This is a genomic window from Streptomyces sp. NPDC107581, from assembly GCF_055657175.1.
The window spans coordinates 117167-143249 of record NZ_JBVKBH010000002.1 but is presented as its reverse complement, the minus strand read 5'-3'; the positions used below and the strand labels follow the sequence as shown (position 1 = coordinate 143249).

The 26083-nt window shown below is 72.0% G+C and carries 22 protein-coding genes; 13 read left to right on the top strand and 9 right to left on the bottom strand.

The window, feature by feature from the left end; all coding sequences use genetic code 11:
- Positions 1–12 precede the first annotated feature (12 nt).
- Positions 13–876, top strand: coding sequence for an Fpg/Nei family DNA glycosylase (locus tag ACZ7P3_RS04600; protein ID WP_472078935.1), 864 nt, complete (start codon positions 13–15; stop codon positions 874–876).
- A 19-nt stretch (positions 877–895) separates the two neighbouring features.
- Here the strand turns inward: ACZ7P3_RS04600 and ACZ7P3_RS04595 are convergent, their stop codons facing one another.
- The 3 genes from ACZ7P3_RS04595 to ACZ7P3_RS04585 all read right to left on the bottom strand — a co-directional run bounded on the left by ACZ7P3_RS04595 (position 896) and on the right by ACZ7P3_RS04585 (position 2913).
- Positions 896–1546: a zf-HC2 domain-containing protein gene (locus ACZ7P3_RS04595; protein WP_472078934.1), complete on the bottom strand. Its 651-nt coding sequence runs from the start codon at positions 1544–1546 to the stop codon at positions 896–898.
- 151 nt (positions 1547–1697) lie between these two features.
- A complete protein-coding gene (locus ACZ7P3_RS04590) occupies positions 1698–2213 on the bottom strand; it encodes a hypothetical protein (RefSeq protein ID WP_472078933.1) in 516 nt (171 codons plus the stop codon).
- A gap of 151 nt (positions 2214–2364) precedes the next feature.
- On the bottom strand, positions 2365–2913 hold the full coding sequence (locus tag ACZ7P3_RS04585; protein WP_472078932.1) for a sigma-70 family RNA polymerase sigma factor: 549 nt from the start codon (positions 2911–2913) through the stop codon (positions 2365–2367).
- Between the two features lie 228 nt (positions 2914–3141).
- Between ACZ7P3_RS04585 and ACZ7P3_RS04580 the strand changes: the two genes are divergently transcribed.
- A complete protein-coding gene (locus ACZ7P3_RS04580) occupies positions 3142–4299 on the top strand; it encodes a CapA family protein (protein WP_472078931.1) in 1158 nt (385 codons plus the stop codon).
- On the opposite strand, the gene ACZ7P3_RS04575 is transcribed toward ACZ7P3_RS04580, so the two are convergent.
- Together ACZ7P3_RS04575 and ACZ7P3_RS04570 are read right to left on the bottom strand one after the other, a co-directional pair.
- On the bottom strand, positions 4300–5724 hold the full coding sequence (locus tag ACZ7P3_RS04575) for an amino acid permease (protein ID WP_472078930.1): 1425 nt from the start codon (positions 5722–5724) through the stop codon (positions 4300–4302).
- 912 nt (positions 5725–6636) lie between these two features.
- Positions 6637–7107 (bottom strand): universal stress protein, encoded by a 471-nt coding sequence (locus ACZ7P3_RS04570; protein ID WP_472078929.1) that lies wholly within the window; start codon positions 7105–7107, stop codon positions 6637–6639.
- Between the two features lie 89 nt (positions 7108–7196).
- Here ACZ7P3_RS04570 and lysX point away from each other — a divergent pair, with 89 nt between their 5' ends.
- Entirely contained in the window at positions 7197–10475 is a 3279-nt protein-coding gene (gene lysX, locus ACZ7P3_RS04565; protein ID WP_472078928.1) for a bifunctional lysylphosphatidylglycerol synthetase/lysine--tRNA ligase LysX, read from the top strand.
- Positions 10476–10708: 233 nt separating this feature from the next.
- Positions 10709–11545: a polysaccharide deacetylase family protein gene (locus ACZ7P3_RS04560; protein WP_472078927.1), complete on the top strand. Its 837-nt coding sequence runs from the start codon at positions 10709–10711 to the stop codon at positions 11543–11545.
- 30 nt (positions 11546–11575) lie between these two features.
- Here ACZ7P3_RS04560 and ACZ7P3_RS04555 read toward each other — a convergent pair whose 3' ends face one another.
- Positions 11576–12259, bottom strand: coding sequence for a class F sortase (locus tag ACZ7P3_RS04555; RefSeq protein WP_472078926.1), 684 nt, complete (start codon positions 12257–12259; stop codon positions 11576–11578).
- A 333-nt stretch (positions 12260–12592) separates the two neighbouring features.
- Here ACZ7P3_RS04555 and ACZ7P3_RS04550 point away from each other — a divergent pair, with 333 nt between their 5' ends.
- Positions 12593–13327, top strand: coding sequence for a hypothetical protein (locus tag ACZ7P3_RS04550; protein WP_472078925.1), 735 nt, complete (start codon positions 12593–12595; stop codon positions 13325–13327).
- Positions 13328–13427: 100 nt separating this feature from the next.
- On the opposite strand, the gene ACZ7P3_RS04545 is transcribed toward ACZ7P3_RS04550, so the two are convergent.
- Both ACZ7P3_RS04545 and ACZ7P3_RS04540 read right to left on the bottom strand, forming a co-directional pair.
- Entirely contained in the window at positions 13428–14192 is a 765-nt protein-coding gene (locus ACZ7P3_RS04545; RefSeq protein WP_472078924.1) for a bestrophin-like domain, read from the bottom strand.
- A 32-nt stretch (positions 14193–14224) separates the two neighbouring features.
- The gene (locus ACZ7P3_RS04540) at positions 14225–14353 is read right to left on the bottom strand and encodes a hypothetical protein (protein ID WP_472078923.1); all 129 of its coding nucleotides are present in this window, start codon (positions 14351–14353) and stop codon (positions 14225–14227) included.
- Positions 14354–15188: 835 nt separating this feature from the next.
- On the opposite strand from ACZ7P3_RS04540, the gene ACZ7P3_RS04535 reads away from it, so the two are divergent.
- The 3 genes from ACZ7P3_RS04535 (at position 15189) to ACZ7P3_RS04525 (ending at position 19389) form a co-directional block, all read left to right on the top strand.
- Positions 15189–16160, top strand: coding sequence for an SCO0930 family lipoprotein (locus tag ACZ7P3_RS04535; RefSeq protein ID WP_472078922.1), 972 nt, complete (start codon positions 15189–15191; stop codon positions 16158–16160).
- Between the two features lie 275 nt (positions 16161–16435).
- Positions 16436–17251 carry an SAM-dependent methyltransferase gene (locus tag ACZ7P3_RS04530; protein ID WP_472078921.1) on the top strand — a complete coding sequence of 272 codons (816 nt, stop codon included), beginning with the start codon at positions 16436–16438 and terminating at the stop codon, positions 17249–17251.
- A complete protein-coding gene (locus ACZ7P3_RS04525) occupies positions 17248–19389 on the top strand; it encodes a putative bifunctional diguanylate cyclase/phosphodiesterase (protein ID WP_472078920.1) in 2142 nt (713 codons plus the stop codon). Before ACZ7P3_RS04530 ends, ACZ7P3_RS04525 begins: the two co-directional genes overlap by 4 nt.
- Positions 19390–19620: 231 nt before the next feature.
- Here ACZ7P3_RS04525 and ACZ7P3_RS04520 read toward each other — a convergent pair whose 3' ends face one another.
- Positions 19621–20514, bottom strand: a complete 894-nt coding sequence (locus ACZ7P3_RS04520; protein WP_472078919.1) for a LysR family transcriptional regulator — start codon at positions 20512–20514, stop codon at positions 19621–19623.
- 120 nt (positions 20515–20634) lie between these two features.
- On the opposite strand from ACZ7P3_RS04520, the gene ACZ7P3_RS04515 reads away from it, so the two are divergent.
- The 5 genes from ACZ7P3_RS04515 to ACZ7P3_RS04495 all read left to right on the top strand — a co-directional run bounded on the left by ACZ7P3_RS04515 (position 20635) and on the right by ACZ7P3_RS04495 (position 25990).
- Positions 20635–21306, top strand: coding sequence for a succinate dehydrogenase (locus tag ACZ7P3_RS04515; protein ID WP_472079424.1), 672 nt, complete (start codon positions 20635–20637; stop codon positions 21304–21306).
- Positions 21307–21308: 2 nt separating this feature from the next.
- Positions 21309–23255, top strand: a complete 1947-nt coding sequence (locus tag ACZ7P3_RS04510; protein WP_472078918.1) for a fumarate reductase/succinate dehydrogenase flavoprotein subunit — start codon at positions 21309–21311, stop codon at positions 23253–23255.
- On the top strand, positions 23252–24001 hold the full coding sequence (locus tag ACZ7P3_RS04505; protein WP_472078917.1) for a succinate dehydrogenase/fumarate reductase iron-sulfur subunit: 750 nt from the start codon (positions 23252–23254) through the stop codon (positions 23999–24001). Before ACZ7P3_RS04510 ends, ACZ7P3_RS04505 begins: the two co-directional genes overlap by 4 nt.
- Positions 24002–24362: 361 nt before the next feature.
- The gene (locus ACZ7P3_RS04500; protein ID WP_472078916.1) at positions 24363–25157 is read left to right on the top strand and encodes a GNAT family N-acetyltransferase; all 795 of its coding nucleotides are present in this window, start codon (positions 24363–24365) and stop codon (positions 25155–25157) included.
- On the top strand, positions 25157–25990 hold the full coding sequence (locus ACZ7P3_RS04495; protein ID WP_472078915.1) for a lysophospholipid acyltransferase family protein: 834 nt from the start codon (positions 25157–25159) through the stop codon (positions 25988–25990). Before ACZ7P3_RS04500 ends, ACZ7P3_RS04495 begins: the two co-directional genes overlap by 1 nt.
- Positions 25991–26083 lie beyond the last annotated feature (93 nt).

Genomic DNA, 26083 nt, shown 5'->3' with positions numbered 1-26083 from the left:
CACCCTGGACGTATGCCGGAACTGCCCGAGGTCGAAGCCCTCAGGGACTTCCTGACCGAACACCTGGTCGGCCACGAGGTCGTACGGGTGCTGCCCGTCGCCATCAGCGTCCTGAAGACCTACGATCCCCCGCCCGGCGCGTTCGAGGGCAGCGAGGTCACCGCCGTGCACCGGCACGGCAAGTTCCTCGACATCGAGGGGAGCACCGGCCTGCACTTCGTCACCCATCTGGCCCGCGCGGGCTGGCTGCAGTGGAAGGACCGGCTCCCGGACGGGCCGCCGCGCCCCGGGAAGGGGCCCCTGGCCCTGCGCGCGGCCCTGGAGACCGGCGCGGGCTTCGACCTGACCGAGGCCGGCACGCAGAAGAAGCTCGCCGTGTACATCGTCCGCGATCCGCACGACGTGCCCGGAGTGGCCCGCCTCGGCCCGGATCCGCTCGCCGCCGGATTCGACGAGGAGCGCTTCGCCGGGCTGCTGAAGGGGGAGCGGCGCCGGATCAAGGGGGCCCTGCGCGACCAGAGCCTGATCGCCGGGGTGGGCAACGCCTACAGCGACGAGATCCTCCACGCGGCGAGGATGTCCCCCTTCAAGCTCGCGTCGTCCCTCACCGCCGAGGAGACCCGAGGCCTCTACGAGGCGCTGCGTACCACCCTCACCGAGGCGGTCGAACGCTCCCACGGCCTTGCCGCCGGACGCCTCAAGGCGGAGAAGAAGAGCGGCCTGAGGGTCCACGGCCGTACCGGCGAGCCCTGTCCGGTCTGCGGCGACACCATCCGCGAGGTCTCGTTCAGCGACTCGTCGCTGCAGTACTGCCCCACCTGCCAGACGGGCGGCAAGCCCCTCGCCGACCGCAGACTGTCCCGGCTGCTGAAGTGAGTCCCGGCGGGTTCCGCGGCTACGGCGTCAGCGTCACCAGCCGCTGTCCGTCCGTGGTGCGCACCTCGTAGCGGTCGATCTGGTCCGGATGCATCGTGGAGCCCGCCACGGTGGTGACCATGCGGGTGTCGTGGTCGCCCGCGTTCCAGCCGGAGACGATCTGCTCCGAGCCGTCGCGGCCCACGACGACGAGCCGGCAGGAGTGCGGTCCGGTGGCGTCCTTCACCTCCAGCCGCATCCGGCTGCCGACGTCCCCGTCCTCGGTCGTGACCTGGGCCCACACCCCCGTTCCCGAGTCCGTCGCCGCGGTGACATGGGTGGTCGCCCCGTCGTGCCCGGCGTGGAGCATGATCCCAGGCCCTGCCACGGCCAGTACCACGGAGGCGGCCAGACCGTACAGGAAGCGACGGCGCCGTGCCCGGTGCCGGTGGGCGAGCTCGCCGATGAGCCGGTCCAGCAGCCGGGGGCCGGGCTGGGTCACGGGGTGCACGAAGCGCGGCGTGGCCCGGCGGTACAGCATCAACTGCCGTGCCGCGGGGCCGAACTCGGTCACGTGTGCCGCGCACCGAGGGCACTCCATGAGGTGGTCCTCGAAGCGGAAGGCCTCCGCCTCGTCCAGCACGCCGAGCGCGTACGCGCCGACGTCGCGATGCCTTTCCAGGGACCTCATGCCGAATCCTCGTGCCTATGGGTGTGGGTGGGGTTACTCCTTGCTCCCACCCGTACGCAGCCGACCACCGAATCACTCAAGGCGCACACCGAATCGTGACCAAGAGATTCGGAGCCGCCAGGCCCGCGGATTGGTCCGAATTCCCGACGGCTCAAAAAAGATGGATGGCCAGATGTCCGAGCGGCAGTCCGAGCCGCCAGGCGGGCGTCCACACCTTCGGCCCGTCGTCCTCGCCGAGCACCGCGCCGCCCTGCGGCACCGCGTCCAGGTCGGGTGCGAGCAGCTCGGTCTCCTCCAGCCAGCGCCAGGCGTCGGCCGCGAGGGCCAGGTCCGGCGACGGTGTGCCGGACGCGGCCTGCTCGGCGGCCAGCTCGGCCATCCGCGCGCCCACCCAGTCCTGCCACGGCTGGTCGTAGGCGGTCAGCGACAGCCAGTTCTCCAGCTGGGAGATCACCCGGATGCCGGAGAGCTCGCCATCGGTGTCGGACAGGAAGACGGTCAGCGCCAGCGCGTCCCGGCCGGCCCGGAACTCGAAGGACGTCGGCGGCATCAGATCGCCGGTGCGCAGCAGTTCGTCGGCGATGTACTCGGCGTACAACCAGGCCATGGGGACGGCCAGTTCGCCGCCGCCGGTGCCGTCCGTGCTCTCGTGCCCTCTGTGCAGCATCCCTTCCTGCCTTCCTCCGGTGCGTGCGTGCCGCCCGAACCCCTGGACCCCATAGGGCCGGCCCCCGTCCGGAACGCGGATGAGGACAGCTGATTGCCCTGACGGGGGTCGTAGCAAGGCGCTTTACCGAGGTTTGACCAGGGCCCCGGTTTCACCGCAGGTCGGCCGCATAACCCGGAAGGACCCGGCGCAGGGCGCGCAGCGCGTAGTACGCGCGCGACTTCACGGTACCGGGTGGTATGCCGAGGGTCTGCGCGGCCTCCGCCACACTGGCCCCGCGGAAGTACACGAGTATCAATACGTCACGGTGTTCCGGCGTGAGTGTCTTCACAGCCTCCCGGACATCGAGCATCGCCGCGGCCCGCTCGGCGTGGTCGGCGGTCACCCGGGCGTTCTCGGGCACGTCGTCGCCGACCTCGGGCGGCCGGGCCTGCCGCGCCCGCCGGGCGTCGATCGCAAGGCGCCGGGCGACGGTCAGCAGCCAGGGCCGTACCGAGTCGAAGCCGTCCGCGTGCACCGCTTCGGGGTGCTGCCAGGCGCGCACCAGGGTCTCCTGGACGAGGTCCTCGGCGCGCTGCCGGTCCCCGTCGCTCAGCCTGAGCAGCAGTGCGAACAGGGGCCCGCCGTGCTCGCGCTGGAGTGCGGCGAGCTCGTGCTCGGCGGTCGTCGTCCCGTGGGGAAGTGAGGTTCCGGCCGTCATGGCCGTATGGCAGCGCAGGGTGCCGCCGGGGGGACAGGGGGCGCACACGGCCCTGCGACGGACGGTCGATCGCGTCGGCGAACGGTAGGGCGAGCGGTCCGTGACCGCGTATGCACAGCTCCGGATGGGTTAAAGAGGGTATCCGGGCTGTTTGCGTAGAAGCCGGTATTCATACCCATATGTTCATCAAGGCGTTGTCGGTAAATACGACGATCCCGGGGTGAACTGATGATCGGACGAAGGCACCAGGTGGCACTGGCGCTGACCGCGCTCCTTGCCGCAGCGGCCGCCTGCCAGAACCACCAGCGGCAGGAGGTCCCCGTCGCCGTTCCCGGCCTTCCGGCGCCCACCGTCGCCCGCGGCTTCACTCTCGTCGCCTCCGGCGACGTGCTGCCGCACGGCTCGGTCAGCGACCGGGCCCGCTACGACGCCGGTGGCGCCGGATACGACTTCCGCCCGATGCTCGCCGGCGTCGAACCCGTCGTACGCCACGCTGATCTGGCGCTGTGTCACATGGAGACCGTCTACGGCGCTGACGGCACCGCCGCCGGCCGTCCGGACGTCGAGTCCCCGCCACAGATCGCCGACGGCCTCGCCGCCACCGGCTACGACGGCTGCTCCACCGCCTCCGACCGTGCCCTGGACGAGGGTGCCCCGGGCATCAGGAGCACCCTGGACGCCATGGACCGGGCCGGCCTCGGACATGCCGGCACCGCCCGCACCGAGGCCGAGGCCCACTCGGTGACGATGCTTCAGGCCGGCCCCGCCAAGGTCGCGCACCTCTCCTACACCGTCGACACCGGTGGCCGCCCGCTCCCGGACGGACAGCCCTGGGCCGTCAACCTGATCGACGCGGACCGGGTGATCGACGACGCCCGTGCCGCCCGTCTGTCGGGCGCCGACGTGGTCGTCGTCTCCGTGCACTGGGGCACCGCCTGGCAGGACGCCCCCGACCGGCTGCAGGTCGACCTCGCCCAGCGCCTCACCGCCTCGCGGACGAACGGGCGTCCCGACATCGACCTGATCCTCGGCACCACCGCCCACATCCCGCAGGCGTACGAGAAGGTCAACGGCACCTGGGTGATCTACGGCATGGGCGACCAGATCGCCGGCGAGATGTACAACGACAAGGGCATCCGGGACTCGCGCGGCAACGAGTCCACGGTGGGCCGCTTCACCTTCTCCCCGCCCTCCGGACCCGGCGGCCGCTGGGCGGTCACCAAGGCCGAGTTCATCCCGCAGGCGTACGACGTCGACGCCGGCCGTGTGGTCGACCTCAACGAGGCGATCGACCACGGCGCCGACCTGGAGGGCGTGCGCGACCGCATCAGGGACGTGGTCCTCGGCCGCGGGGCCGCCGCGGACGGTCTCGCCATGGGGGAGTGATCACTCGGCGGGCTGCCGCCCGGCCAGCGCCGAGCGGCGGTAGGAGTAGCCGAAGTAGATGACGCAGCCGATCACGAACCAGACGGCGAACCGTACCCAGGTCTGCCACTGCAGGAACGTGATCAGCCAGATCGAGAAGACCACGCCCAGCGCGGGCACGAACGGCATCCACGGAGTGCGGAAGGTGCGCGGCAGGTCCGGCCGGCGGTAGCGCAGCACGATCACCGCCGCGCACACCACCACGAACGCCAGCAGAATGCCGATGTTGGTCAGCTCGGCCGCCTCGCCGATCGGCAGGAACCCGGCGATCGCGGCCGACGCCGCCCCGACGATCCACGTCACGCGGGTCGGCACGTGCCGCGTCGGGTGCGTCTTGGCGAACCACCGGGGCAGCAGCCCGTCCCGGCTCATGCTGAACCACACCCGGGTCACCCCCAGCATGAAGGTGAACATCACCGTGAGGATGCCGATGATCGCGCCCACCGCGATCACATCGGCGAGACCGTGCAGCCCCACGGCCTTGAACGCGGAGGAGAAGCCGCTCTCCGGGTCGATGTCCTTGTAGTTCTGCATGCCCGTCAGCACCAGACAGGCCGCCACGTACAGCACCATGGAGATCGCCAGCGAGTAGATGATGGCCTTCGGCATGTGCCGCTGGGCGTCCCTGGACTCCTCGGCCGCGGTCGACATGGCGTCGTAGCCGAACACCGCGAAGAACACCGTCGCCGCGCCCGTGAAGGCGCCGCTGATGCCGAACGGGAAGAACGGGTGGTAGTTCGCGCTGTCGATGTGGAACACGCCCACCCCGATCACCAGCAGCACCACCAGCACCTTCAGTGCCACCACGATCGTCTCGAAGCGGGCGGCGCTGCGGATGCCCTGGGTGAGCAGCCAGGCGATCAGCAGACACAGCACGGCCGCGAACAGGTCGACCCGGTGTCCGTGTCCGGTGCCGGGTGCGCCCAGCATCCAGGCGGGCAGGTTCGCGCCCATCTCCTCGACCAGGAAGCCGAAATAGCCCGAGATGCCGATGGCGACCACGGCGACGATCGCCGTGTACTCCAGCAGCAGGTCCCAGCCGATGAACCAGCCCGCGAACTCGCCGAGCACCGCGTAGCCGTATGTGTACGCCGACCCCGCCTTCGGGATCAGCCCGGCGAACTCGGCGTACGACAGCGCCGCACAGGCGCTCGCCAGGCCGGCGATCAGGAACGACACCAGCACCGCGGGTCCGGCGGTCCCGTTGGCCACCGTGCCGGCCAGCGTGAAGATGCCCGCGCCGATGATGCCGCCCACACCGATCGCGGTGAGCTGCCACAGCCCGAGCGACCGGTCCAGCCGCGGCCCCTCGGCTACTTCGGTCTCCTCGATGTGCTCGATGGGTTTGCGGCGGAGAATCCCTTCACCTGCCCGGAGCTTGGCCATACGCCTCACCTCTTCGCCGACGGCAAACGGCTGACGGCGGATCATGATGGCTCAGGGGAGTCGCCGACGGAAGACGCCACGCACGGCCCGGGCGGGTGTCCACGGACGGAGCCGGTCCGGACCGGCTCCCGGGAGGGGCGAGGGTCGCGCAGGGCGGCGACGTGGGCGCGCAGGGCGGCGACGTGGGCGTGCGGGGCGGCGAAACGGGCGCGCAGGGCGGCGAGCCTCTGGTGGGTGCCGACGGCCTACCCGGACCGGACCGGGGAGTGCAGAACGCCTGCCCGCCGATGGCCTTCCGCGCCCCGCGCGCGGTGCGGATGGACAGCCGCACCCCGAGGTCCTTCTCCGGGGCGGCGAACCGCCGGGAGACTGCCTGCCGGGTGGTGCCGGGAGACTGCCTGCCGGGTGGTGCCGAGGGCGGCCGAGGCTTCCCGGAACCGTCCGGTTCCGCCACGGAGACGAACACGCGCACGGCCTTGAGGTCCAGATCACCCAGAGCGACGACCCGCACAACTGCCGGTTGTTGCCGATGCTCGTCCGGCCCTTTGTTTTCGGGCCAGGGCCTCTCGCCTTCCTGCCCAGGGCCAACGGAAGGTTGTGCATGCAGCCCGGCGGTCGTCCGGATGGCTCGCGCCGTGTTCGGTGCAGGCGCCCTCGGTGCCTCGTGACCGGGCTGTGGGGTGTGCCGCCGCACCCACCCGCATCGGCCCGTGGACCGCGCGCGCCGTGGCCGTACCCGTGGACCGCGCTCGCCGTGGCCGTACCCGTGGACCGCGCTCGCCGTGGCCGTACCCGCGGGTCGCGCGCGCCGTGGCCGTACCCGCGGATCGCGCGCGCCGTGGCCGTACCCGCGGGTCGCGCTCGCCGTGACCGCAGTCCCGCTCCCGGCGGGCCCGCTGCCGCAGCGGCTCCCTACGGAACGACCGTCACCGGCCAGCGTCCGGCCTTCACCAGGCGGACCGCCACCGAGCCGATGATCCGGTGCCCGGCCTGCTCCGAGGCACCCACCACCACCGCGTCCGCCTTGAGTTCGTCGGCCGCCTTCACCAGGCCGGTGTAGGGGTCGCCGCGGAAGGTGTGGAACTCCCAGCGCACGTCGAATATCCCCTTGACCCGCTCCGTCGCCTCCCGGATCTGCGCGATCAGGTCCTCGGCGATCTCGTCGGTCGTCTCCGCCACCGGCGCCCCGAGCGCCGCCCCGGCCGCGAGGACCGGCTGCACGTACACCGCGGCCAGCAGCGCGTGCTGCCGCCGGGCCAGACCGCCCGCATAGGCGGCGGCCCGCATCGAGGAGTCGGAGCCGTCCATCCCGACCACGATGACCTTCGGCCCGTCCGTGCCCCGCTCGAACTGGTGCGCGTGCTGTTCGTGCTGCTCCGTCACATCCCGAGGCTATCGGAACCGGCGCTTCCAGCCGAGGCCCGGGCCCGCTCGACGGGCGAGCCACGCGGGCCCTTCCTAGAGTCGGAACCATGACTGCCACCGCCGGGCCGCCCGCGCGACGGGATGCCCCGGGCCCGACGAGCCCGCGTGCCGGCGGCCGCCTCGGCTGGGTGCCCGAGGCCTTCGGGGCCCTCTTCGCCGCGCTCGGCCTGCTGTGCGCGCTGCTCGCGTTCATCGCCCCGCTGCGCCGGCTCCTGGCCCCGGTCGTGCGCACCCTCGACCTGCTCCTGGTCCCGATCAGCGCCAACCTCGCCTACGCGGTCTTCCTGTTCCTGCTGGCCGCGGCGACCGCCGCCCGCAAGAAGGCCGCCTGGTGGCTGGTGGTCGTCTACCTGGGCCTGCTCGTGCTCAGCGACGCCCTCGGCCTGGCCCTCGGCGAGTACGCCGCGTCGCTGCCCTCCCTCGTGCTGTGCGCCCTGCTGCTCCTCCTGCTGGTGGTGGCCCGCAAGGAGTTCTACGCGGCCTCCCGCCGCGGTGCCGTGCGACGGGCGCTGGTCGTGCTGCTGGCCGGCCTCGCCGTCGCGATCGTGGCCGGCTGGGGCCTGGTCTCGCTGTTCCCGGGCACCCTCCCCGAGGGCCAGCACCTGGCCTGGGCGGCCGACCGGGTGTGCGGCGGGCTGGTCTCCAACAGCGCCTTCGGCGGCCGCCCGCCGCGCAAGGTGACCTTCCTGCTCGGCCTGTTCGGCGCGCTCGCCCTGCTGAACGCCGCCGCCACGCTGTTTCGTTCGCAGCGCCTGGAGGCGGCCCTGCACGACGACGAGGAGGCCCGCATCCGCGCCCTGCTGCGGGTCTACGGCGACCGGGACTCGCTCGGTTACTTCGCCACCCGCCGGGACAAGGCCGTCGTCTTCTCCGCCAGCGGCAAGGCCGCCGTCACCTACCGCGTCGAGGCCGGAGTGTGCCTCGCCAGCGGCGACCCAGTCGGCGACCCGGAGGCCTGGCCGCACGCCATCGCAGCATGGCTGGACGTGGCCCGCCGGCACGCGTGGGCACCCGCGGTCATGGGCGCCTCCGAGGACGGAGCCCGCGCCTACGCCCGCGCCGGACTCGGTGCCCTCCAGCTCGGCGACGAGGCGATCCTGCACGTGCCCGGGTTCGACCTCGACGGCCGCGACATGCGCGTCACCCGCCAGGCCGTGCACCGCGTCCGCCGCACCGGCGCCACCAGCCGCATCCGCCGCCACGCCACGCTCACCGACCGGGAGATGGAGGAGGTCGTCGACAAGGCCGACGCCTGGCGGGACACGGAGACCGAACGCGGCTTCTCCATGGCCCTGGACCGGCTCGGCGACCCCGCCGACGGCGACTGCCTGCTGGTGGAGGCCCTCGGTGAGGACGGCCGGCTCCTCGCGCTGCTCTCCTTCGTGCCCTGGGGACGCGACGGTGTCTCCCTGGACCTGATGCGCCGCGACCGCAGCGCCCCCAACGGGGTCATGGAGTTCATGGTCGCCGAACTGTGCGCGGCCGCCCCGAAACTGGGCGTGCACAGGATCTCGCTGAACTTCGCCGTCTTCCGCTCGGTGTTCGAGGAGGGCGCCCGCATCGGCGCCGGACCGGTCCTGCGCCTCTGGCGCCGGCTGCTGCTGTTCTTCTCCCGGTGGTGGCAGCTGGAGGCCCTCTACCGGTCCAACGCCAAGTACCACCCCGAGTGGTACCCCCGCTTCATCTGCTACGGCGAGACCGCCTCCCTCGCCCGGATCGGCGTGGCCTCCGGCATCGCCGAGGGATTCGTCTCCGTGCCGTCGCTGCGCAAACTCTGGGGAAAGGGGCACCCGAAGACGGGGCAGCGGCCGGCCACCACCGAGGGCCTGCCGTCCCTGACGGCGCTCGGTCTCGAAGGAGGGGACGAGACCGGGCCCGCCGCACCCGGCGCCGCCCTGCCCGACCAGGTCCGCGTCCGCTACCGCAAGCTCGACCATCTGCGCGCCGCCGGCACCGACCCGTACCCGGTCGGAGTCCCCGCCCCCACCCACGCCCTCGCGGACGTCCCCGTGGGCCAGGAGGTCACGGTGGCCGGCCGCATCATGCTGGTCCGCGACTTCGGCGGCATCGTCTTCGCCGTCCTGCGCGACTGGTCGGGCGACCACCAGCTGGCCCTGACCCGCGACGGCTGCGGACCCGCCCTCGACCGCTTCCGCGCCCACACCGACATCGGCGACCACATCACCGCCACCGGCCGCGCGGGCCTGAGCGACCACGGCGAGCCCACCGTCTTCGCCGCCTCCTGGCAGCTGACCGGCAAGTGCCTGCACCCCCTGCCCGACAAGCGCCGCGGCCTCGCCGACCCGGAGGCCAGGGTTCGCCGCCGCTATCTCGACCTGGTGACCAGCCCGGCCGCCCGCCGGGTGATCCGCGCCCGCTCCGCCGCCGTACAGGCCCTGCGCCAGGGCCTGCTGGACCGCGGCTTCCTGGAGGTCGAGACCCCGATGCTCCAGCAGATCCACGGCGGCGCCCACGCCCGTCCCTTCACCACCCACATCAACGCCTACGACCTCGACCTGTACCTGCGCATCGCGCCCGAGCTGTACCTGAAGCGGCTGTGCGTCGGCGGCCTGGAGAAGGTCTACGAGCTGGGCCGTACGTTCCGCAACGAGGGCACCTCCTACAAGCACAACCCCGAGTTCACGATGCTGGAGGCCTACCAGGCGTACGCCGACTACGACGTGATGCTCGACCTCACCCGTGAGCTGATCCAGGGCGCCGCCACCGCCGCCTTCGGCTCCCCGGTCGCCCGCAGGGACGGCCGGGAGTACGACATCTCGGGGCAGTGGCCGGTGAGGACCGTGTACGGGGCGCTCTCCGAGGCCCTGGACGAGGAGATCGGCCCCGGCACCGAGCTGCTCAGACTGCACCGGCTGTGCGACCGCGCGGGGGTGCCGTACACCGCCGACGACGGCCCGGGCGACGTCGTCCTGGAGATGTACGAGCGGCTGGTCGAGGAGCGCACCCAGCTGCCCACCTTCTACAAGGACTTCCCGACCGACGTCTCCCCGCTGACCCGGCAGCACCGCACCGACCCGCGGCTCGCGGAGCGCTGGGACCTCGTGGCCTTCGGCACCGAACTCGGCACCGCCTACTCCGAGCTGACCGACCCCGTCGAACAGCGCCGCCGGCTCACCGAGCAGTCCCTGCTGGCCGCCGGCGGCGACCCCGAGGCCATGGAACTCGACGAGGACTTCCTCGACGCCCTCGAGTACGCGATGCCCCCGACCGGCGGGCTCGGCATCGGCGTCGACCGGCTGGTCATGTTCCTCACCGGCCTGACGATCCGTGAGACCCTGCCGTTCCCGCTGGTGCGCCGTCGTTAGGCCGTGCGGCTGCCGGACACGGTGGCCCGGCACCCGCCGCAGGGCGACCGCGAGCCCGCCCACCGGCGTCCGCCGCCGGTGACGGGGCACTCGGGCACGCCCCCGCCCACCGGCGTCCGCCGCCGGCCGCGGGCGCGCCCGAGTGCCCCGCCGGTCGGCCGACCGGGTGTATTCCCGCCGCCGCACCGGTGTCGCTGCGGTGCGCCGGAGGCCTCGCGGGCGACTGATGAGTCATGCAGAAAGATCAGTTGTTCACGCGGCGCCGGCTGCTGCTCGCCGGTGCCGCCGCCCTCGGGGCGGCGGGTACCGCTGGAGTCATCGTGGCGGGCGGCGGCGAGGACGCTGCCCGCACCGCCGCCCCGGTCGCCGGCCCGCAGGCCCGCCAGGTGCTCAAGTCCTCCGCCTTCCGGCTCCAGCCGCTCACCGGGTACGCCCCGCCGCGCGCCGCACCGCACAAGCTGAAGGTGCGCCATGAACCCATCCTGCGGATCTCCGCGCGCGGCCGGCACATGATGCTGACCTTCGACGACGGGCCCAACCCGGAGTACACCCCGCACATCCTGGACACCCTCGCCGAGTACGGCGTACGGGCGATGTTCTTCGTGTGCGGGGAGATGGTGGTCCAGAACAAGAAGCTGCTGGCCCGGATGGCCGACGCGGGGCACGTGGTCGGGAACCACACCTGGACGCATCCGCTGCTGACCACCCTCGGCCGCAAGGAGATCCGCTGGGAGATGGAGCGGACCAGCGATGCGATCGAGGACGCCTACGGGGAGCGCCCCCAGTGGTTCCGCGCGCCCTACGGTGCCTGGAACCGCGCTGCCTTCCAGCTGGGCGCCGAGATGGGCATGGAGCCGATGGCCTGGACCGTCGACACGACCGACTGGATGACGCCCGGCACGGACACCATCGTCGACCGGGTGGAGAACGGCGCCGCCCCCGGCGTCGTGGTGCTCTCCCACGATGCCGGGGGCGACCGTTCGCAGAGCGTCAGCGCCATCCGCCGGTATCTGCCCCATCTGCTGGAATCCGGCTACCACCTCACCGTGCCGAGCCGCCGTATGTCCTGACGGGGAGTTCGCCCGCTCGGTGACGGCATCTCAGGTGACCGCGACCAGGCGGGCGAAGACGACGACATTCCCCTCGTAGCCGTGCTGTTTGGTGAAACCTCCGCCGCAGGTGATCACCCGGAGTTCCGGCGTGCCCTTGGAGCCGTAGACCCGGTTGCCGGGGAAACTGCTCTTCGCGAAAACCTCGACGCCGTAGATCTCGAACACCGCGGTCTTCCCGTCCTTGCGCAGGACGTCGACCCGGCCGCCTTTCTGCAGGCCGCCGAGTCCGTAGAAGACGGCGGGTCCCTGTTTGTTGTCGACGTGTCCGACGATGACCGCGGTGCCCTTCTCCCCGGGGGAGACCGCACCGGTGAACCAGCCCGCCAGATTCGGGTTGTCCGGCGGCGGGGCGCCGACCCAGCCCTGCTCGTCCAGGCCGACGGGCACGATGGGTGCGTCGACCTGGATGGCAGGGATCCGGACCCGGTCGGCCGCGGAGAACGGCAGCGCGGCGACCGCGGGGGCAGGGGCGGCCGAGGGCGTGCTCGGGGCCGCACGGGTGTCCGCGGCCGCGGCCGGCGCGGGCTGCGGCGGTCCGACGTCGAATTCCCCCGAACCATTGCGCATGAGCGCCAGGCCGGTCAGCAGAACAAGCGCTATCACCCCCCAAGGGGCGCGCTTCTTCCGCCGCTCCTCCTCCTCGGCCAACTCGGCCAGCTCGGACGCAGACATTCGCCAACCCCTCTCGAAACGGACGCCACCACGTCCCTCACGCATGGGAAAACGCTAAGTCCCGTGGGAAGGGCGGGCGACGGGGCGGCGGGCGAACGGGTGGCCCGCCACCCTCTCGGTGCGCCATCCGAGTTGCAGCCGAAAGGAATTTTCTGACGGTCCGTGACCTGCATTAATATCTGATTGTGTGGTTTTCTCGCGGCGTGTCCGCTCACCAGGACGGACCATTCTCGACATGCGGGCGTGTTCCGCGCGTCTGAGGGTCTTGTCGGGAGGTGCTTTCTCGCCGATCGACCGGGAACCGGACCCGGTGTGCCTCCCGCGGAGGATCAGATGCGAAACAAACGTGCCCTGGCGGCCGCGTGCACCGCGGTCGCCTCGCTCGGGCTCGCCGCCCCCGTGGCCGTCGCTGACGGCATGGGCAACGGGGGCGTCTCGGGCGGCAATGGCGCCGTCACCGTCCCGGGCAACGGCGTCGGACCCGGCGTCGGCGTCGGACCCGGCGTCGGTGTCGGCGTCGCACCCGGCATCGGTGTCGCACCCGGCATCGGCGTCGGACCCGGCTTCGGCAACGGGAACTTCGGCCGGTGCGACAACGGCCGGGGCGACAACGGCCGCGGCGACGACTTCGGCCGGTGCGAAGGCCGGGGCGACATCTTCGGCGACCGGGACGGCAATCCGCGCAACATCATCGCCACACCCGGCGTGGTCGCCGCCGGCGGCCGGCTCACCGTCACCGTGGACGGCTGCCACGGCGGCACGGCGTCCTCGCGGGCCTTCCGCTCCATCTATCTGGTGCCGATCCGCGACGACATCTCACGGGGCGAGGCCATGGTCGACCGGGACGCCAGTCCCGGCCACTACGAAATCACCGTCAACTGCAACGGCCGCACCCTCACCCGCCCGGCGGCCTTCTCCGTGCTGGGCGGCGTCCAGGGCGGTGTCGGCGGCAGCATCACCAGCGGCGCCACGCCGACCGACATGGCCATCGGCGGCGGACTGGTGACCTCGGCCGTGGTCGGGGGCGGTGCGTTCTGGGTGCGGCGGCGCCACGAGAAGCGGATCTGACCCGGGCCCCGGACTCCCTTCGCCGAGGCGCGGGGCACGCGGACGGGCCTTCGCCCCGACCTTCTGCAGGAGCCGGGGCGAAGGCCCGTCCGCAGCTTCACTACCCCTTGATGCTCGGGAACATGGTCAGGAACGGCTGGGCCGTCGCCGCGATGCCCCGGCTGTAGGGCGCGTCGAAGTCCCAGATGAGGAAGAGCATGAAGGCGATGGTCGCGGAGAACAGCCCGGCCAGGACCAACTCGCGCCGGGTACGGCGGATCTGCAGCGCGAAGACCATGCAGATCGTGATGACCGCCCCGGCGAGCAGTCCGAACCACACCACGGCCGGCATCGTGGCCCCGGTCGAATCGGCCCGCGCGTTGCGCGCCTGGTCCGCGGCGGCCATCTGGTCCAGCAGCGGCTGGTACGTCTGCGCCTCGAAGTCGTTCTTCGGCTGGTAGTCCGTGACGTCCTGGCGGACCCGCGCCAGCAGTTCGGTGCCGCGGTCGGTGACCCGCTCGTGCTTGGTCATCGACTTCCACTCGGTGTGCACGACGTGTCCGACATAGGCGTTGACGTCGTCCCGAATCCGGTCACGGACGTCCGGCGGGTAGACCCGCACCCGCTCGGAGATCTCGTGCAGCGCCTGGGCCTCGGCCTGCACATGGTCCTGCGCGGCGCTGCGCGCCTCCCACACGCCCGCGATGGCCAGGCCCAGGACGATGGCGTACACGACGCCGATCCACATCGTCATGTACTCGATGACGTCGGGGGTCTCGCTGGGATCCTCGTCGTCCGGCGCCCGCTTGTTCCGGACGAGGGTGATCACGACCACGACGGCACAGGCCGCCAGCATCGCGAGGACGAGAACAAGCCAATCCGACAACAGATACCTCCAGGAAGTGAGCGGCCGGTGCGTCAGCGCGGGCGCAGCGCCACGACGGCGACGATCGCGGGAATGGTGATGAGCAGGACGTAGGTGACCGGCGAGGTATGCCCGGGCGTGGTGTGCGAGGTCGGCCGGGGGTGGTACGCCGGGTAGCTCACCCGGGTCGCGAGCGGCCGCGGGCGGGGCTTGGGCGACGGGCTCGGCTCGGGCGCCGGCGCCGGGGCGGGCGGGGGAGCCGGTGGCGGGGTCGGCCGGGGCGCGGGTGCCGGCGGAGCGGGCGGCTGCGGTTGCGGCCTTGGCTTCGGCCTCGGCTTGGGCGGGGCCTTCGGCGTGGGTGTGGGCGTCGGCTCGGGCGTCGGCTTGGGTGACGGCGTCGGCGTCGGCAGCGGGGTGGGTGTGGGGGTGGGCGTCGGCGGGCACGGCGGCGGTGTCGGCGTCGGGCACGGCGGGGGCGTGGGCCAGCGGTCGCCGCTTCCCGCCACGGCCACCGCCACCGTGCCGCCCGGGCCCGTCGAGGCGGAGGCACAGGCGTCGGCCGACGCGGTGCCGACCGGGCAGCCCGCCAGGGTCCAGGTCAGGGTCAGAAGGGCCAACACCCGTGTGGCGGGCGCACATCGGGTCACTTCGGGTCCATGCACGACGCAGATCATGAAGTGCGGAGCGCGGTCGCGCCCCGGAGTGGACGCGGATTGGTCCGAAGGAGGGATAAAAGGCGATCAATGGTTTGACGTGAGGAAGCGTCATGACTGGTTGATATGTGCGCCCGTACGACTCCTGTGCGACTCCCGGGCGCGGGGCCTCGCCGCGGGCTGACGCGGGGCCCTGCCACGGGATGACGCAGGGCCCCGCCCCGGCATGACGCGGGGCCCCTCACAGGATCCGGAAAGAAATTCTCCCGCCCGTTGAACGCTCGGACCGCTCCGCTGCGTACCCATGGCCGTGCGGCGGCGCAGCAAGGCGCTGCAATATCCAGGCAAATTTTGGGAGTTGACGATGAAGACCTCCTGGCGGGCCGCCTCGCTGGTGGCCACAGCTGCTTCGGTCCTGGCACTGACGACGGCGTGCGGTCAGGGCAACACCACCACTCCGGCCTCGGCGGCCCAGAACGTCGGGGCCACGGCCTCGGCGGGCGGCTACGGCATCCCGGGCTCGGGCTCGGGCACCGGCAACGGTGCGGGCAACGGCTACGGCGCCGACGGCAACCAGAGCTCCAGCTCCCCGGCCGCGGTCGCCCCCGCGGGCAAGCTGACCGTGGCCGCCAACCCCGACCTGGGCAATGTGCTGACGGACGGCTCCGGTCTGACCCTCTACCGGTTCGACAAGGACACCGCCAATCCGCCCAAGTCGAACTGCGACGGCGACTGCGCCACCACCTGGCCGCCGGTCCCCGCCGACGACGCCTCGGCCGGTGCGGGCATCGACAAGGCGCTGCTCGGCGAGGTCACCCGGGCCGACGGCAGCAAGCAGCTGACCGTGGGCGGCTGGCCCGCCTACCGCTACGCCAAGGACGTCAACGCCGGTGACGTCAACGGCCAGGGCGTGGGCGGCAAGTGGTTCGCGCTCGCCCCCAACGGCAAGAAGGCGTCCCTGTCCTCCCTGCCCGGTCTGTCCGTCCGCAAGGACCCCAAGCTGGGCGACATCATCGTCGACAAGAACGGCATGACCGTCTACCGCTTCCTGAAGGACAAGGCGTGGCCGAAGGTCATCTCGAACTGCGCCGGGGCCTGCCTGGAGAAGTGGCCCGCCGTCGGCCCGGTCAAGGCCGACGACACCCAGGGCGTCAAGAAGAAGGGCCTGATGGGCTTCACCCGGCCCGACGGCCAGAAGCAGATGACGGTCAACTGCTGGCCCATCTACACCTTCTCCGGTGACAAGGCTCCCGGGGACACCAACGGTCAGGGCGTGGGCGGCACTTGGTACGCCGTCTCGCCCGACGGCAAGCCGGTCGGCGCGCCGGGCAAGTAGAGATCACCTCCCCAGGGTCGATCGCCCCGCCCACCGGCGCGCGACCGAAGGTCCGCCCCCTCCGCACCGCACGGAGGGGGCGGACCGTTGTGTCGGGGGACCGCGGCAGTCGGGGCCGGATGTGACGCAGCGGGGTCGAACGGGCACTTGCCGCAGGCAGTGACCGGGAACGGATGGTCAATTTCCGGTTCGGGTCGCTCCTTTGGCGGGCGATCAGTAGCCTCAGCTCGAACACCGGATCGCCCGTCCCTGTCGCCTACCCGTTGGAGAGATACATGGAGCGTCCCGCCTGGGCCCCACGGAGCATCGACATCTCGGTGCCGAGCGTCTCGCGGATCTACGACTACTACCTGGGCGGATCGCACAACTTCGAGGTCGACCGGGACGCGGCCCGCAAGGCGATGGAGTTCATGCCGGGTCTGCCGAAGATCATGCAGGCCAACCGGGCGTTCATGCGCCGGGCCGTGAGCTTCGCGGCCGAGGAGGGCATCACCCAGTTCCTCGACATCGGCTCCGGCATCCCGACGTTCGGCAACGTCCACGAGGTGGCCCAGGCCGCCGCACCGGGCGCCCGGGTCCTCTACGTCGACCACGATCCGGTGGCCGTGGCGCACAGCCGGGCGGTGCTGGCGGGCAACGCCGCCGCCGCCGGCGTCGTCGCCGCCGACCTGCGCAAGCCCCAGGAGATCCTCTCCAGCCCCGAGCGGGAGCACCTGATCGACCTGAATCGGCCAGTCGCCCTCCTGCTCGTTGCCATACTGCACTTCGTGGAAGACGCGGACGACCCCTACGGTGCGGTGGCGGAGCTGCGCGAGGCGCTCGCGCCCGGCAGCCTGCTGATCCTCACCCATGCCTCGTACGAGGGAATCCCGTTGGCACCGGAGCGGGCCGAGGGCGCGGTGGACGTATACAGGGACATTCGCAACCCGCTGATCATGCGCTCGCGTGACGAGATCGCGCGGTTCTTCGAGGGGTACGACATGGTGGAACCCGGACTGGTGCAGATGCCGCACTGGCGCCCGGAGTCGGCGCCGGAGGACGAGGATCCGTATGCCTTCTCCGGATTCGCCGGCGTGGGGCGTACGGCGTGAGCGCGGAGGACGGGCCGGAGGACAGACTGCGCCGGCTGACGACGATCTGGAGCCGGTCGCTCTTCCCGGTCACCTCCACGTCGCTCACCCGCGTGGAGTTCGAGGCGGAACTGCTGCCGCTCGCACGCCGGTTGAGCGCCGTGCTGCGGGCCCGCAGCTTCGACGCCGAAGAGGCGAAGGCGGTCGGCGCCGCCCTGGTCGGCGCGCACTGCACCGATCCCGAGGCGCTCACCCGCACCCTGGACTGCGTCGACGCCTATCTGGTGCTCTACTGCGGCGAGGACGGTCCCCAGGACGAACTGCGCATGCGCTCCTCGCGTTTGCAGCACGCGATGGCCGCCGGGTACGCGCAGGCGCTGCGCGAGCGCACGCTCGCCGAGCAGGAGGCCATCGCGCGGGCCGCGTTGCGGGCGCAGGGCGTGGTGGCGCAGGCGCTGCACGCCAGCGAGGCCCGGTTCCGCGCCGTCTTCGAGGGCGCCGCCATAGGAATCGGCATCGCCGATCTGGACGGGAACGTACTCCAGGTCAACGGTGCGCTGCTGCGCATGTTCGGGCTCTCCGAGCAGTCCGTGCGCGGGCGCCGGGTGCTGGAGTGGACCCATCCCGAGGACGCTCCCCAGACCTGGAAGCTCTACGACGAGCTGGTGCGCGGCGACCGCGAGCACTACCACCTGGAGAAGGCCTTCAACCGGCCCGACGGCACGGTCCTGTGGACCAACCTGACGGTCTCCCTGCTGCGCGACGCCGACGGCAACCCGCAGTACCAGCTCGCGCTCATGGAGGACACCACCGAGCGGCGCCTGCTCCACCTGCGGCTGCGCTACGAGGCCACGCACGACGCGCTCACCGGGCTGCCCAACCGCACGCTGTTCTTCGAGCGTCTGGAGAAGGTGCTCAACGCCGGCGCGGGGCAGCGCTTCGGCCTGTGCTACCTCGATCTGGACGGCTTCAAGACCGTCAACGACAGCCTCGGCCACGCGGCCGGCGACCGGCTGCTGGTGGAGGTCGCCGACCGGCTCCAGTCCTGCGCGACCGCGCCCGGCGAGATGGTCGCCCGGCTCGGCGGTGACGAGTTCGTGGCCCTGACCACGGGCCCCGGCACCGAACGCAAGGTCGACGAACTCGCCGAACGCATCATGAACGCGCTGATCACCCCGGTGAGTATCGACGGCCGGGACCTGCTGGTGCGCGGCAGCCTGGGCATCGTGGAAGGTCCGGCGGGCGAACGCACCGCCGCGGAGGTCCTGCGCAGCGCCGACATCACCATGTACCGGGCGAAGTCGGCGGGCGGCAACCGCTCGGAACTCGCCGACCCCGAGGCGGACGCCCGCGCGATCACCCGGCACGGCCTCACCACGGCCCTGCCGACGGCCCTGGAGCGCGGCGAGTTCTTCATCGAGTACCAGCCCCTGGTCCATCTCGGCGACGGCAGCGTCCGCGGAGCCGAGGCGCTCGTGCGCTGGCTGCACCCGCAGCACGGCGTGCTCGGGCCCGACCGTTTCATCCCGCTCGCCGAGCACACGGGCCTGATCGTCCCGCTCGGCCGCTGGGTCCTGGAGGAGTCCATCCGCCAGGCCCGCGAATGGCGAGAACGCTACGGCGAAAAGACGGCCGCAGGCCCGCTGCGCATCAACGTCAACCTGTCGCCCTGCCAGCTCAGCCACCCCGGCCTGGTCCAGGACACGGTGGACATCCTCGAACGCTCGGGCGTCGCCCCGGACGCCCTCTGCCTGGAGGTCACCGAGTCGGCACTGATCGGCGCCGACGACGATCTCCTCAAACCTCTGCGGCGGCTCGCCGAGATGGGCGTCGACATCGCCCTGGACGACTTCGGCACCGGCTACTCCAACCTCGCCAACCTGCGCCGCCTCCCGGTGAGCATCCTCAAACTGGACCGCTCCTTCACCCGGGGCATGCAGCAGTTCCCGGCCGATCCCGTCGACCTGAAGATCGTCGAGGGCATCGTCACCCTGGCCCACAGCCTCGACCTCGCGGTGACCGTGGAGGGCGTGGAGACCGGCGCCCAGGCCGAGCAGCTGCGCATACTGGGCTGCGACACGGCCCAGGGCTGGTACTACGCGAGGCCGGGCCCACCGGAGAGGCTGCACGACCTGGCACTGGTGGACGCAACGGGCTGATCGCGGGGCTGTGGGGGCGCAGCCCCCCGCAAGGGGCGCGGGGAACGGCGCGACCGGCCCCAGCGCACCCCGCATCCCTGGACGGCGCGACCGGCCCCAGCGCACCCCGCATCCCTGGACGGCGCGACCGGCCCCAGCGCACCCGCACCCCCTGACGGCGCGAGCGGCCTCAACGCACCCGCACCCCCGCACGGCGCGACCGAGGCACGCGCAACCGGGAGCAAGGCCCCCTCACCGTTCGAGCAGCATCCGCTGCAACTCCCGTGCGGCCCGCGGCGGAGCCACGTCGCTGCGGTGTGCCAGCGCAATGGTCCGGTTCAACCCCGGGCGTGCCAGCGGCGTGACCCTCAGCCCCCGTCCGGCCCGGGTGGCCACCATGCGCGGCACCACGGCGACACCGAGCCCCGCCCGCACGAACCCCAGCACCGCGTCCATCTCGCCCCCCTCCACGGCGAACTCCGGCTCGAACCCGGCGGAGCGGCACGCCGCGACGGTCAGCTCCCTGAGGTCGTAGCCGTGCCGGAACATCACCAGCCGCTCGCCCTCCAGGTCCGCGATGCGCACCAGCCGGCCGCCCGCACCGGACGTGCCCGGCGCCGGCACCTCGGGTGAGGACACCACCACGAGATCCTCCCGCAGCAGCTCCACCGTCGTCAGCGCGGGTGCGGGCGTCGGCAGGGGCAGCACGACCAGCGCGAGATCCAGGGCGCCGCGCGCCAGCCCTCGCACGAGGTCGTGCGAGCCGCCCTCCTCGATCAGCAGCTGGACACCGGGGTAGCGGTCGTGGAAGGCGCGCAGGACGTCCGGCAGCAGGCCCGTGCACAGGCTGGGCGTCGCCCCCAGTCGCACCCGCCCCCGCCGCAGCTGCACCAGTTCCTGCACCTCGTGCCGGGCGGTGTCGGCGTCGGCAAGGATCCGCCGGGCCAGCGGCAGCAGGGCCTCGCCCGCGTCGGTGAGGGTGATGTTGCCCCGGGCGCGCAGGAACAGGTCGGCGCCCAGCTCCCGCTCCAGCGCCTTGATCTGCTGGGAGAGGGAGGGCTGCGCGACATGGACCAGTTCGGCGGCCCGGGTGAAGTGCCGGGTCTCGGCGACGGCCACGAAGTACTGGAGCTGTGGGAACTGCACCCGACCACAATAGCCTCAGCCTATGGAAACAAGCTGGACCATGTCTTGGACCGATTGGGTCTTCCGGCCCTAGCGTGCTGTTCCATGGCTCTGGCAACGCGGACGGACCGACGGCCGTCCATGGCGCGCACGATGTGGGACAGCACCGTCGGCAAGAAGACGGTCATGGCCGTCAGCGGTCTGATCATGCTGCTGTACCTGGTCGCGCACATGATCGGGAACCTGAAGATCTACTTCGGGGCGGGCGAGTTCAACCACTACGCACACTGGCTGCGCACCGTCGGCGAACCCTTCATGCACTACGAATGGACGCTCTGGCTGATCCGGATCGTCCTCGTCGTCGCCGTGGCCGCCCACGCCACCTGCGCCTACCAGCTCAGCCGCCGCGACATCAGGGCCCGGCCGAGCAAGTACGTGCACAGCAGGCCCCGGGCGAGCTATGCCACCCGGACCATGCGCTGGGGCGGGATCATCCTCGGCCTGTTCATCGTCTGGCACGTCCTGGACCTGACCACCGGCACCGTGCACTCCGGCGGCTTCCAGGAGGGCCACCCGTACCAGAACGTGGTCGACACCTTCTCCACCTGGTACGGCGATGTCATCTACATCGTCGCGATGCTCGCGCTCGGCCTGCACATCCGGCACGGCTTCTGGAGCGCCGCCCAGACCCTGGGCGTCGGCAGCCGCACCCGCGACCGCGCCCTGAAGACCGTCGCCAACGTCCTCGCACTGCTGCTCACGGCCGGCTTCATCGCCGTACCGGTGGGCGTCATGACCGGAGTGGTGAGCTGACCATGACCTACACCGACTACACGACCGGCGAGCCGGTCGCCGACGCCAAGGCCCCCGCCGGCCCCGTCCACGAGCGCTGGGACAAGCGCCGTTTCGAGGCCAAGCTGGTCAACCCCGCCAACCGGCGCAAGCACACGATCATCGTCGTGGGCACCGGCCTGGCCGGCGGCGCGGCGGGCGCCACCCTCGCCGAACAGGGCTACCACGTCGTCCAGTTCTGCTACCAGGACTCCCCGCGCCGGGCCCACTCCATCGCCGCGCAGGGCGGCATCAACGCGGCGAAGAACTACCGCAACGACGGCGACTCCGTCCACCGCCTCTTCTACGACACCGTCAAGGGCGGCGACTTCCGCGCCCGCGAGTCCAACGTGCACCGGCTCGCCCAGATCTCGGTCGAGATCATCGACCAGTGCGTGGCCCAGGGCGTCCCGTTCGCCCGCGAGTACGGCGGCCTGCTCGACACCCGCTCCTTCGGCGGCGTCCAGGTCTCCCGGACCTTCTACGCCCGCGGCCAGACGGGCCAGCAACTGCTCCTCGGTGCCTATCAGGCGCTGTCCCGGCAGATCGCCGCGGGGAACGTGGAGATGCATCCGCGCACCGAGATGCTGGACCTCGTCGTCGTCGACGGGCGGGCGCGGGGCATCGTGGCGCGTGATCTGATCACCGGGAAGGTCGCCACGTACTTCGCCGACGCGGTGGTGCTGGCCTCCGGCGGCTACGGCAACGTCTTCTACCTGTCGACGAACGCCATGAACTCCAATGCGACCGCCGTCTGGCGGGCGCACCGGCGCGGTGCCTACTTCGCCAACCCCTGCTTCACCCAGATCCACCCGACCTGCATCCCCCGCACCGGCGACCACCAGTCCAAGCTGACGCTGATGAGCGAGTCGCTGCGCAACGACGGCCGGATCTGGGTGCCGAAGGCGCAGGGCGACACCCGCCCGCCGCACCGGATCCCCGAGGACGAGCGCGACTACTACCTGGAGCGCATCTACCCCTCCTTCGGCAACCTGGTCCCGCGGGACATCGCCTCCCGTGCCGCGAAGAACGTCTGCGACGAGGGACGCGGCGTCGGCCCCGGCGGACAGGGTGTCTACCTGGACTTCGCCGACGCGATCCGGCGCATGGGCCGCCCCGCCGTCGAGGCCAAGTACGGCAACCTCTTCGACATGTACCAGCGGATCACCGACGAGGATCCGTACGAGGTGCCGATGCGGATCTACCCGGCCGTGCACTACACGATGGGCGGGCTGTGGGTCGACTACGACCTGCAGACCACCGTGCCCGGCCTGTTCGCGATCGGCGAGGCCAACTTCTCCGACCACGGCGCCAACCGGCTCGGCGCGTCGGCGCTGATGCAGGGCCTGGCCGACGGCTACTTCGTCCTGCCGGCCACCATCAACGACTATCTGGCACGCCACCCGCACCAGGACCCGGTGAGCGCCGAACACCCCGTGGTCCAGGAGGTGCTGGCCGAGACCGAGGACCGCCTCAACCTGCTCCTGGCGGTCGACGGCGACCGCACCCCCGACTCCTTCCACCGCGAACTCGGCGAACTGATGTGGGAGTTCTGCGGCATGGCCCGCACCGACTCCGGGCTGCGCAAGGCCCTGGAGCGCATCCCCCAGATCCGCGAGGAGTTCTGGCGGCGCATCAAGGTGCCCGGCATCGGCGAGGAGTTCAACCAGTCGCTGGAGAAGGCCAACCGCATCGTCGACTACCTGGAGCTCGCCGAGCTGATGTGCCTCGACGCGCTGCACCGCGGCGAGTCCTGCGGCGGTCACTTCCGCGAGGAGTCCCAGACTCCGGACGGCGAGGCGGCCCGCAACGACGACGCGTTCTCCTACGCCGCGGCCTGGGAGTTCACGGGCACCGGCGAGGCGCCCGCCCTGCACAGGGAAGACCTGGTCTTCGAGTACGTCCACCCCACCCAGCGGAGCTACGCATGAAGCTCACCCTGCGCGTCTGGCGGCAGAAGAACGCCGACGCCGACGGCGCGATGTCCACCTACGTCGTGGACGGCATTTCATCGGACATGTCCTTTCTGGAGATGCTGGACGTCCTCAACGAGCGGCTGATCCTCGAGGGCGAGGATCCCGTCGCCTTCGACCACGACTGCCGCGAGGGCATCTGCGGAGCGTGTTCCCTGGTGATCAACGGCGACGCGCACGGCCCCGAGCGCACCACCACCTGCCAGCTGCACATGCGGTCCTTCAAGGACGGCGACACGATCGACATCGAGCCGTGGCGGGCCTCCGCCTTCCCGGTGATCAAGGACCTGGTGGTCGACCGGTCCGCCTTCGACCGGATCATCCAGGCCGGCGGGTACGTCACCGCGCCCACGGGTTCCGCGCCGGAGGCGCACGCGACACCGGTGCCGAAGGCGGACGCCGACTTCGCCTTCGAGCACGCGGAGTGCATCGGGTGCGGGGCGTGCGTGGCCGCCTGCCCGAACGGCGCCGCGATGCTCTTCACCTCCGCCAAGGTCAACCACCTCAACGTCCTGCCCCAGGGCGGGCCCGAGCGGGAGACCCGGGTACTGGACATGGTGGCTCAGATGGACGCCGAGGGCTTCGGCGGGTGCACGCTGACCGGTGAGTGCGCCACCGCCTGTCCCAAGGGCATTCCGCTGGTGTCCATCACGAGCATGAACAGGGAATGGCTGCGGGCCAACCGGAAGGCGGGGAAGCGTTAGCGCCGTCGCGTACCGCGGGCCGGCCGCAACGCGGGCACGCGGTGGCGCCGTCGCGGGCCGCGGGCACGTCGTGCCTGGTCGCGGCCACGCGGCCGCGTCCACAGGGACGGCCCCGCGCCCCTGAGGGGCCGCACCCGACGTTCGCCGCACAGGGCGGACGGGCGGGGCCGGGAGAGGTGCTCCTCCCGGCCCCGTCTGGTGCTGCACCGGCACGCTCACCCACGCCGTTCAACAAGCCCACACCCGCTCTCCGGTCCGCGGTCACGCGCAGGCCAACCGGCGTCGGAAGAACAGGACAGGCAGACCGGACCGCCGGACTGCCCCCTCCTGCCGACCCCGGCCCGTGACCATGGAGAGAGCCATGACCGGCGTCACCACGCTCGACCGTCCTCCGCAGCCCGAGGCACCCGCCCGCTACACCGTCACCCTCGCCCGCGACGAGGCCGACGTCCGTGCCGCTCAGCGGCTACGGCACGAGGTCTTCGCGGGGGAGATGGGCGCCCTGCTGGCCACCCCGCAGCCGGGCCTCGACGTCGACCCGTTCGACGCGTACTGCGACCACCTGCTGGTGAACGACACCGTGACCGGGCAGGTCGTGGGCACCTACCGGCTGCTGCCGCCGGAGCGGGCCGCCGTCGCCGGCCGCCTGTACTCGGAGGGCGAGTTCGACCTGGCCCCGCTCGACGGGATCCGGTCCGGGCTGGTCGAGGTCGGCCGCTCCTGTGTGCACCCCGACCACCGGGACGGTGCGGTCATCGGCCTGATCTGGGCCGGGATAGCCCGCTACATGGTCGACCGGGGCCACGAGTGGCTGGCGGGCTGCTGCTCCGTGCCGCTGGCCGACGGCGGCGCGCTCGCCACCGGCACCTGGGAGCGGGTGCGTGCCAAGCACCTGGCACCCGAGGAGTTCCGGGTGCGGCCCCTGCTGCCGTGGGTCCCGAACGCCGAGGTCCCGGCCGAGCACGCCGCTCCCGCCGCGCCCGCCCGCACCGAGCTTCCGGCCCTGCTGCGCGGCTACCTCCGGCTCGGCGCCTGGGTGTGCGGGGAACCGGCCCACGACCCGGACTTCGGGGTCGCCGACCTGTACGTGCTGCTCTCGATGCGCCGGGTCAACCCGCGCTATCTGAAGCACTTCCTGTCCCTCGTGCCGGCCTGATGAGCGTCTGGCTGCCCAGCGCGCCCTGCACCCCGGGCGCCTGTGTGGAGCCGGCCGCACCCGCCGCGGCCGTACCTCGTGCCGTGCTGCGGATCACCGCGGTCGCGGTCCTGGTGCTGGCCGGGGCCGTGCTGTCCCCCCTCGGCGGGAGGATCCCCGCCGAGTGGGTCAGGCGGTGGTGCCGGACGATCGTGCGGGCCATAGGGGTCCAGGTCCGCTTCACCGGCACCGCCGCACCGGCCGGCGGGCTGCTGCTGGTCGCCAACCACGTCTCGTGGCTGGACATCCCGCTGCTCGCCGCCGTACGTCCCGCCCGGATGCTCGCCAAGACCGAGATCCGGCAGTGGCCCGTGGCGGGGGCGCTGGCCGCACGCGGCGGGGCGCTGTTCATCGAGCGCGACCGGCTGCGCGCCCTGCCCGGGACGGTCGCCCGGATCGCGCACGCCATGACCGAGGGCGCGGCCGTGGTCGCCTTCCCCGAGGGCAGCACCTGGTGCGGACGGGCGCACGGCCGCTTCCACCGGGCCGTCTTCCAGGCCGCGCTGGACGCGGGCGTACCGGTGCAGCCGGTCCGGCTGCGCTATCTGCAGGAGGGGGAAGGGGCCGCGAGCACCGCGGCCGCGTTCGTCGGCGAGGACACCCTGCTCGCCTCCCTGTGGCGGGTCGCCCGTGCACGGAACCTGGTGGCCGAGGTGGACATACGGCCGGTGATAGCGCCGGGTGCCCATCCCGACCGCCGTGCCCTCGCCCGTGCCGCCCAGCCGATCCCTTCCGAGCCGGGCTGGACACACGCGGCCCTGCTGGAGCCACCGCCTCCCCGCGTCAGGGCCTGACCGGCCGCCCGGCAGAGCATGACCCGAGCCGCCCGGCAGAGCGTGACCCGAGCCGCTCGTCAGAGCGTGACCCGAGCCGCTCGTCAGAGCGTG

What these genes read in the sequence shown, in the direction of transcription:
- ACZ7P3_RS04600 (WP_472078935.1), top strand. Translation starts at nt 13, where the DNA reads ATGCCGGAACTGCCCGAGGTCGAAGCCCTCAGGGACTTCCTGACCGAA.
- ACZ7P3_RS04595 (WP_472078934.1), bottom strand. Translation starts at nt 1,546, where the DNA reads ATGAGGTCCCTGGAAAGGCATCGCGACGTCGGCGCGTACGCGCTCGGC.
- ACZ7P3_RS04590 (WP_472078933.1), bottom strand. Translation starts at nt 2,213, where the DNA reads ATGCTGCACAGAGGGCACGAGAGCACGGACGGCACCGGCGGCGGCGAA.
- ACZ7P3_RS04585 (WP_472078932.1), bottom strand. Translation starts at nt 2,913, where the DNA reads ATGACGGCCGGAACCTCACTTCCCCACGGGACGACGACCGCCGAGCAC.
- ACZ7P3_RS04580 (WP_472078931.1), top strand. Translation starts at nt 3,142, where the DNA reads ATGATCGGACGAAGGCACCAGGTGGCACTGGCGCTGACCGCGCTCCTT.
- ACZ7P3_RS04575 (WP_472078930.1), bottom strand. Translation starts at nt 5,724, where the DNA reads ATGGCCAAGCTCCGGGCAGGTGAAGGGATTCTCCGCCGCAAACCCATC.
- lysX (WP_472078928.1), top strand. Translation starts at nt 7,197, where the DNA reads ATGACTGCCACCGCCGGGCCGCCCGCGCGACGGGATGCCCCGGGCCCG.
- ACZ7P3_RS04560 (WP_472078927.1), top strand. Translation starts at nt 10,709, where the DNA reads ATGCAGAAAGATCAGTTGTTCACGCGGCGCCGGCTGCTGCTCGCCGGT.
- ACZ7P3_RS04555 (WP_472078926.1), bottom strand. Translation starts at nt 12,259, where the DNA reads ATGTCTGCGTCCGAGCTGGCCGAGTTGGCCGAGGAGGAGGAGCGGCGG.
- ACZ7P3_RS04550 (WP_472078925.1), top strand. Translation starts at nt 12,593, where the DNA reads ATGCGAAACAAACGTGCCCTGGCGGCCGCGTGCACCGCGGTCGCCTCG.
- ACZ7P3_RS04535 (WP_472078922.1), top strand. Translation starts at nt 15,189, where the DNA reads ATGAAGACCTCCTGGCGGGCCGCCTCGCTGGTGGCCACAGCTGCTTCG.
- ACZ7P3_RS04530 (WP_472078921.1), top strand. Translation starts at nt 16,436, where the DNA reads ATGGAGCGTCCCGCCTGGGCCCCACGGAGCATCGACATCTCGGTGCCG.
- ACZ7P3_RS04515 (WP_472079424.1), top strand. Translation starts at nt 20,635, where the DNA reads ATGGCGCGCACGATGTGGGACAGCACCGTCGGCAAGAAGACGGTCATG.
- ACZ7P3_RS04510 (WP_472078918.1), top strand. Translation starts at nt 21,309, where the DNA reads ATGACCTACACCGACTACACGACCGGCGAGCCGGTCGCCGACGCCAAG.
- ACZ7P3_RS04505 (WP_472078917.1), top strand. Translation starts at nt 23,252, where the DNA reads ATGAAGCTCACCCTGCGCGTCTGGCGGCAGAAGAACGCCGACGCCGAC.
- ACZ7P3_RS04500 (WP_472078916.1), top strand. Translation starts at nt 24,363, where the DNA reads ATGACCGGCGTCACCACGCTCGACCGTCCTCCGCAGCCCGAGGCACCC.
- ACZ7P3_RS04495 (WP_472078915.1), top strand. Translation starts at nt 25,157, where the DNA reads ATGAGCGTCTGGCTGCCCAGCGCGCCCTGCACCCCGGGCGCCTGTGTG.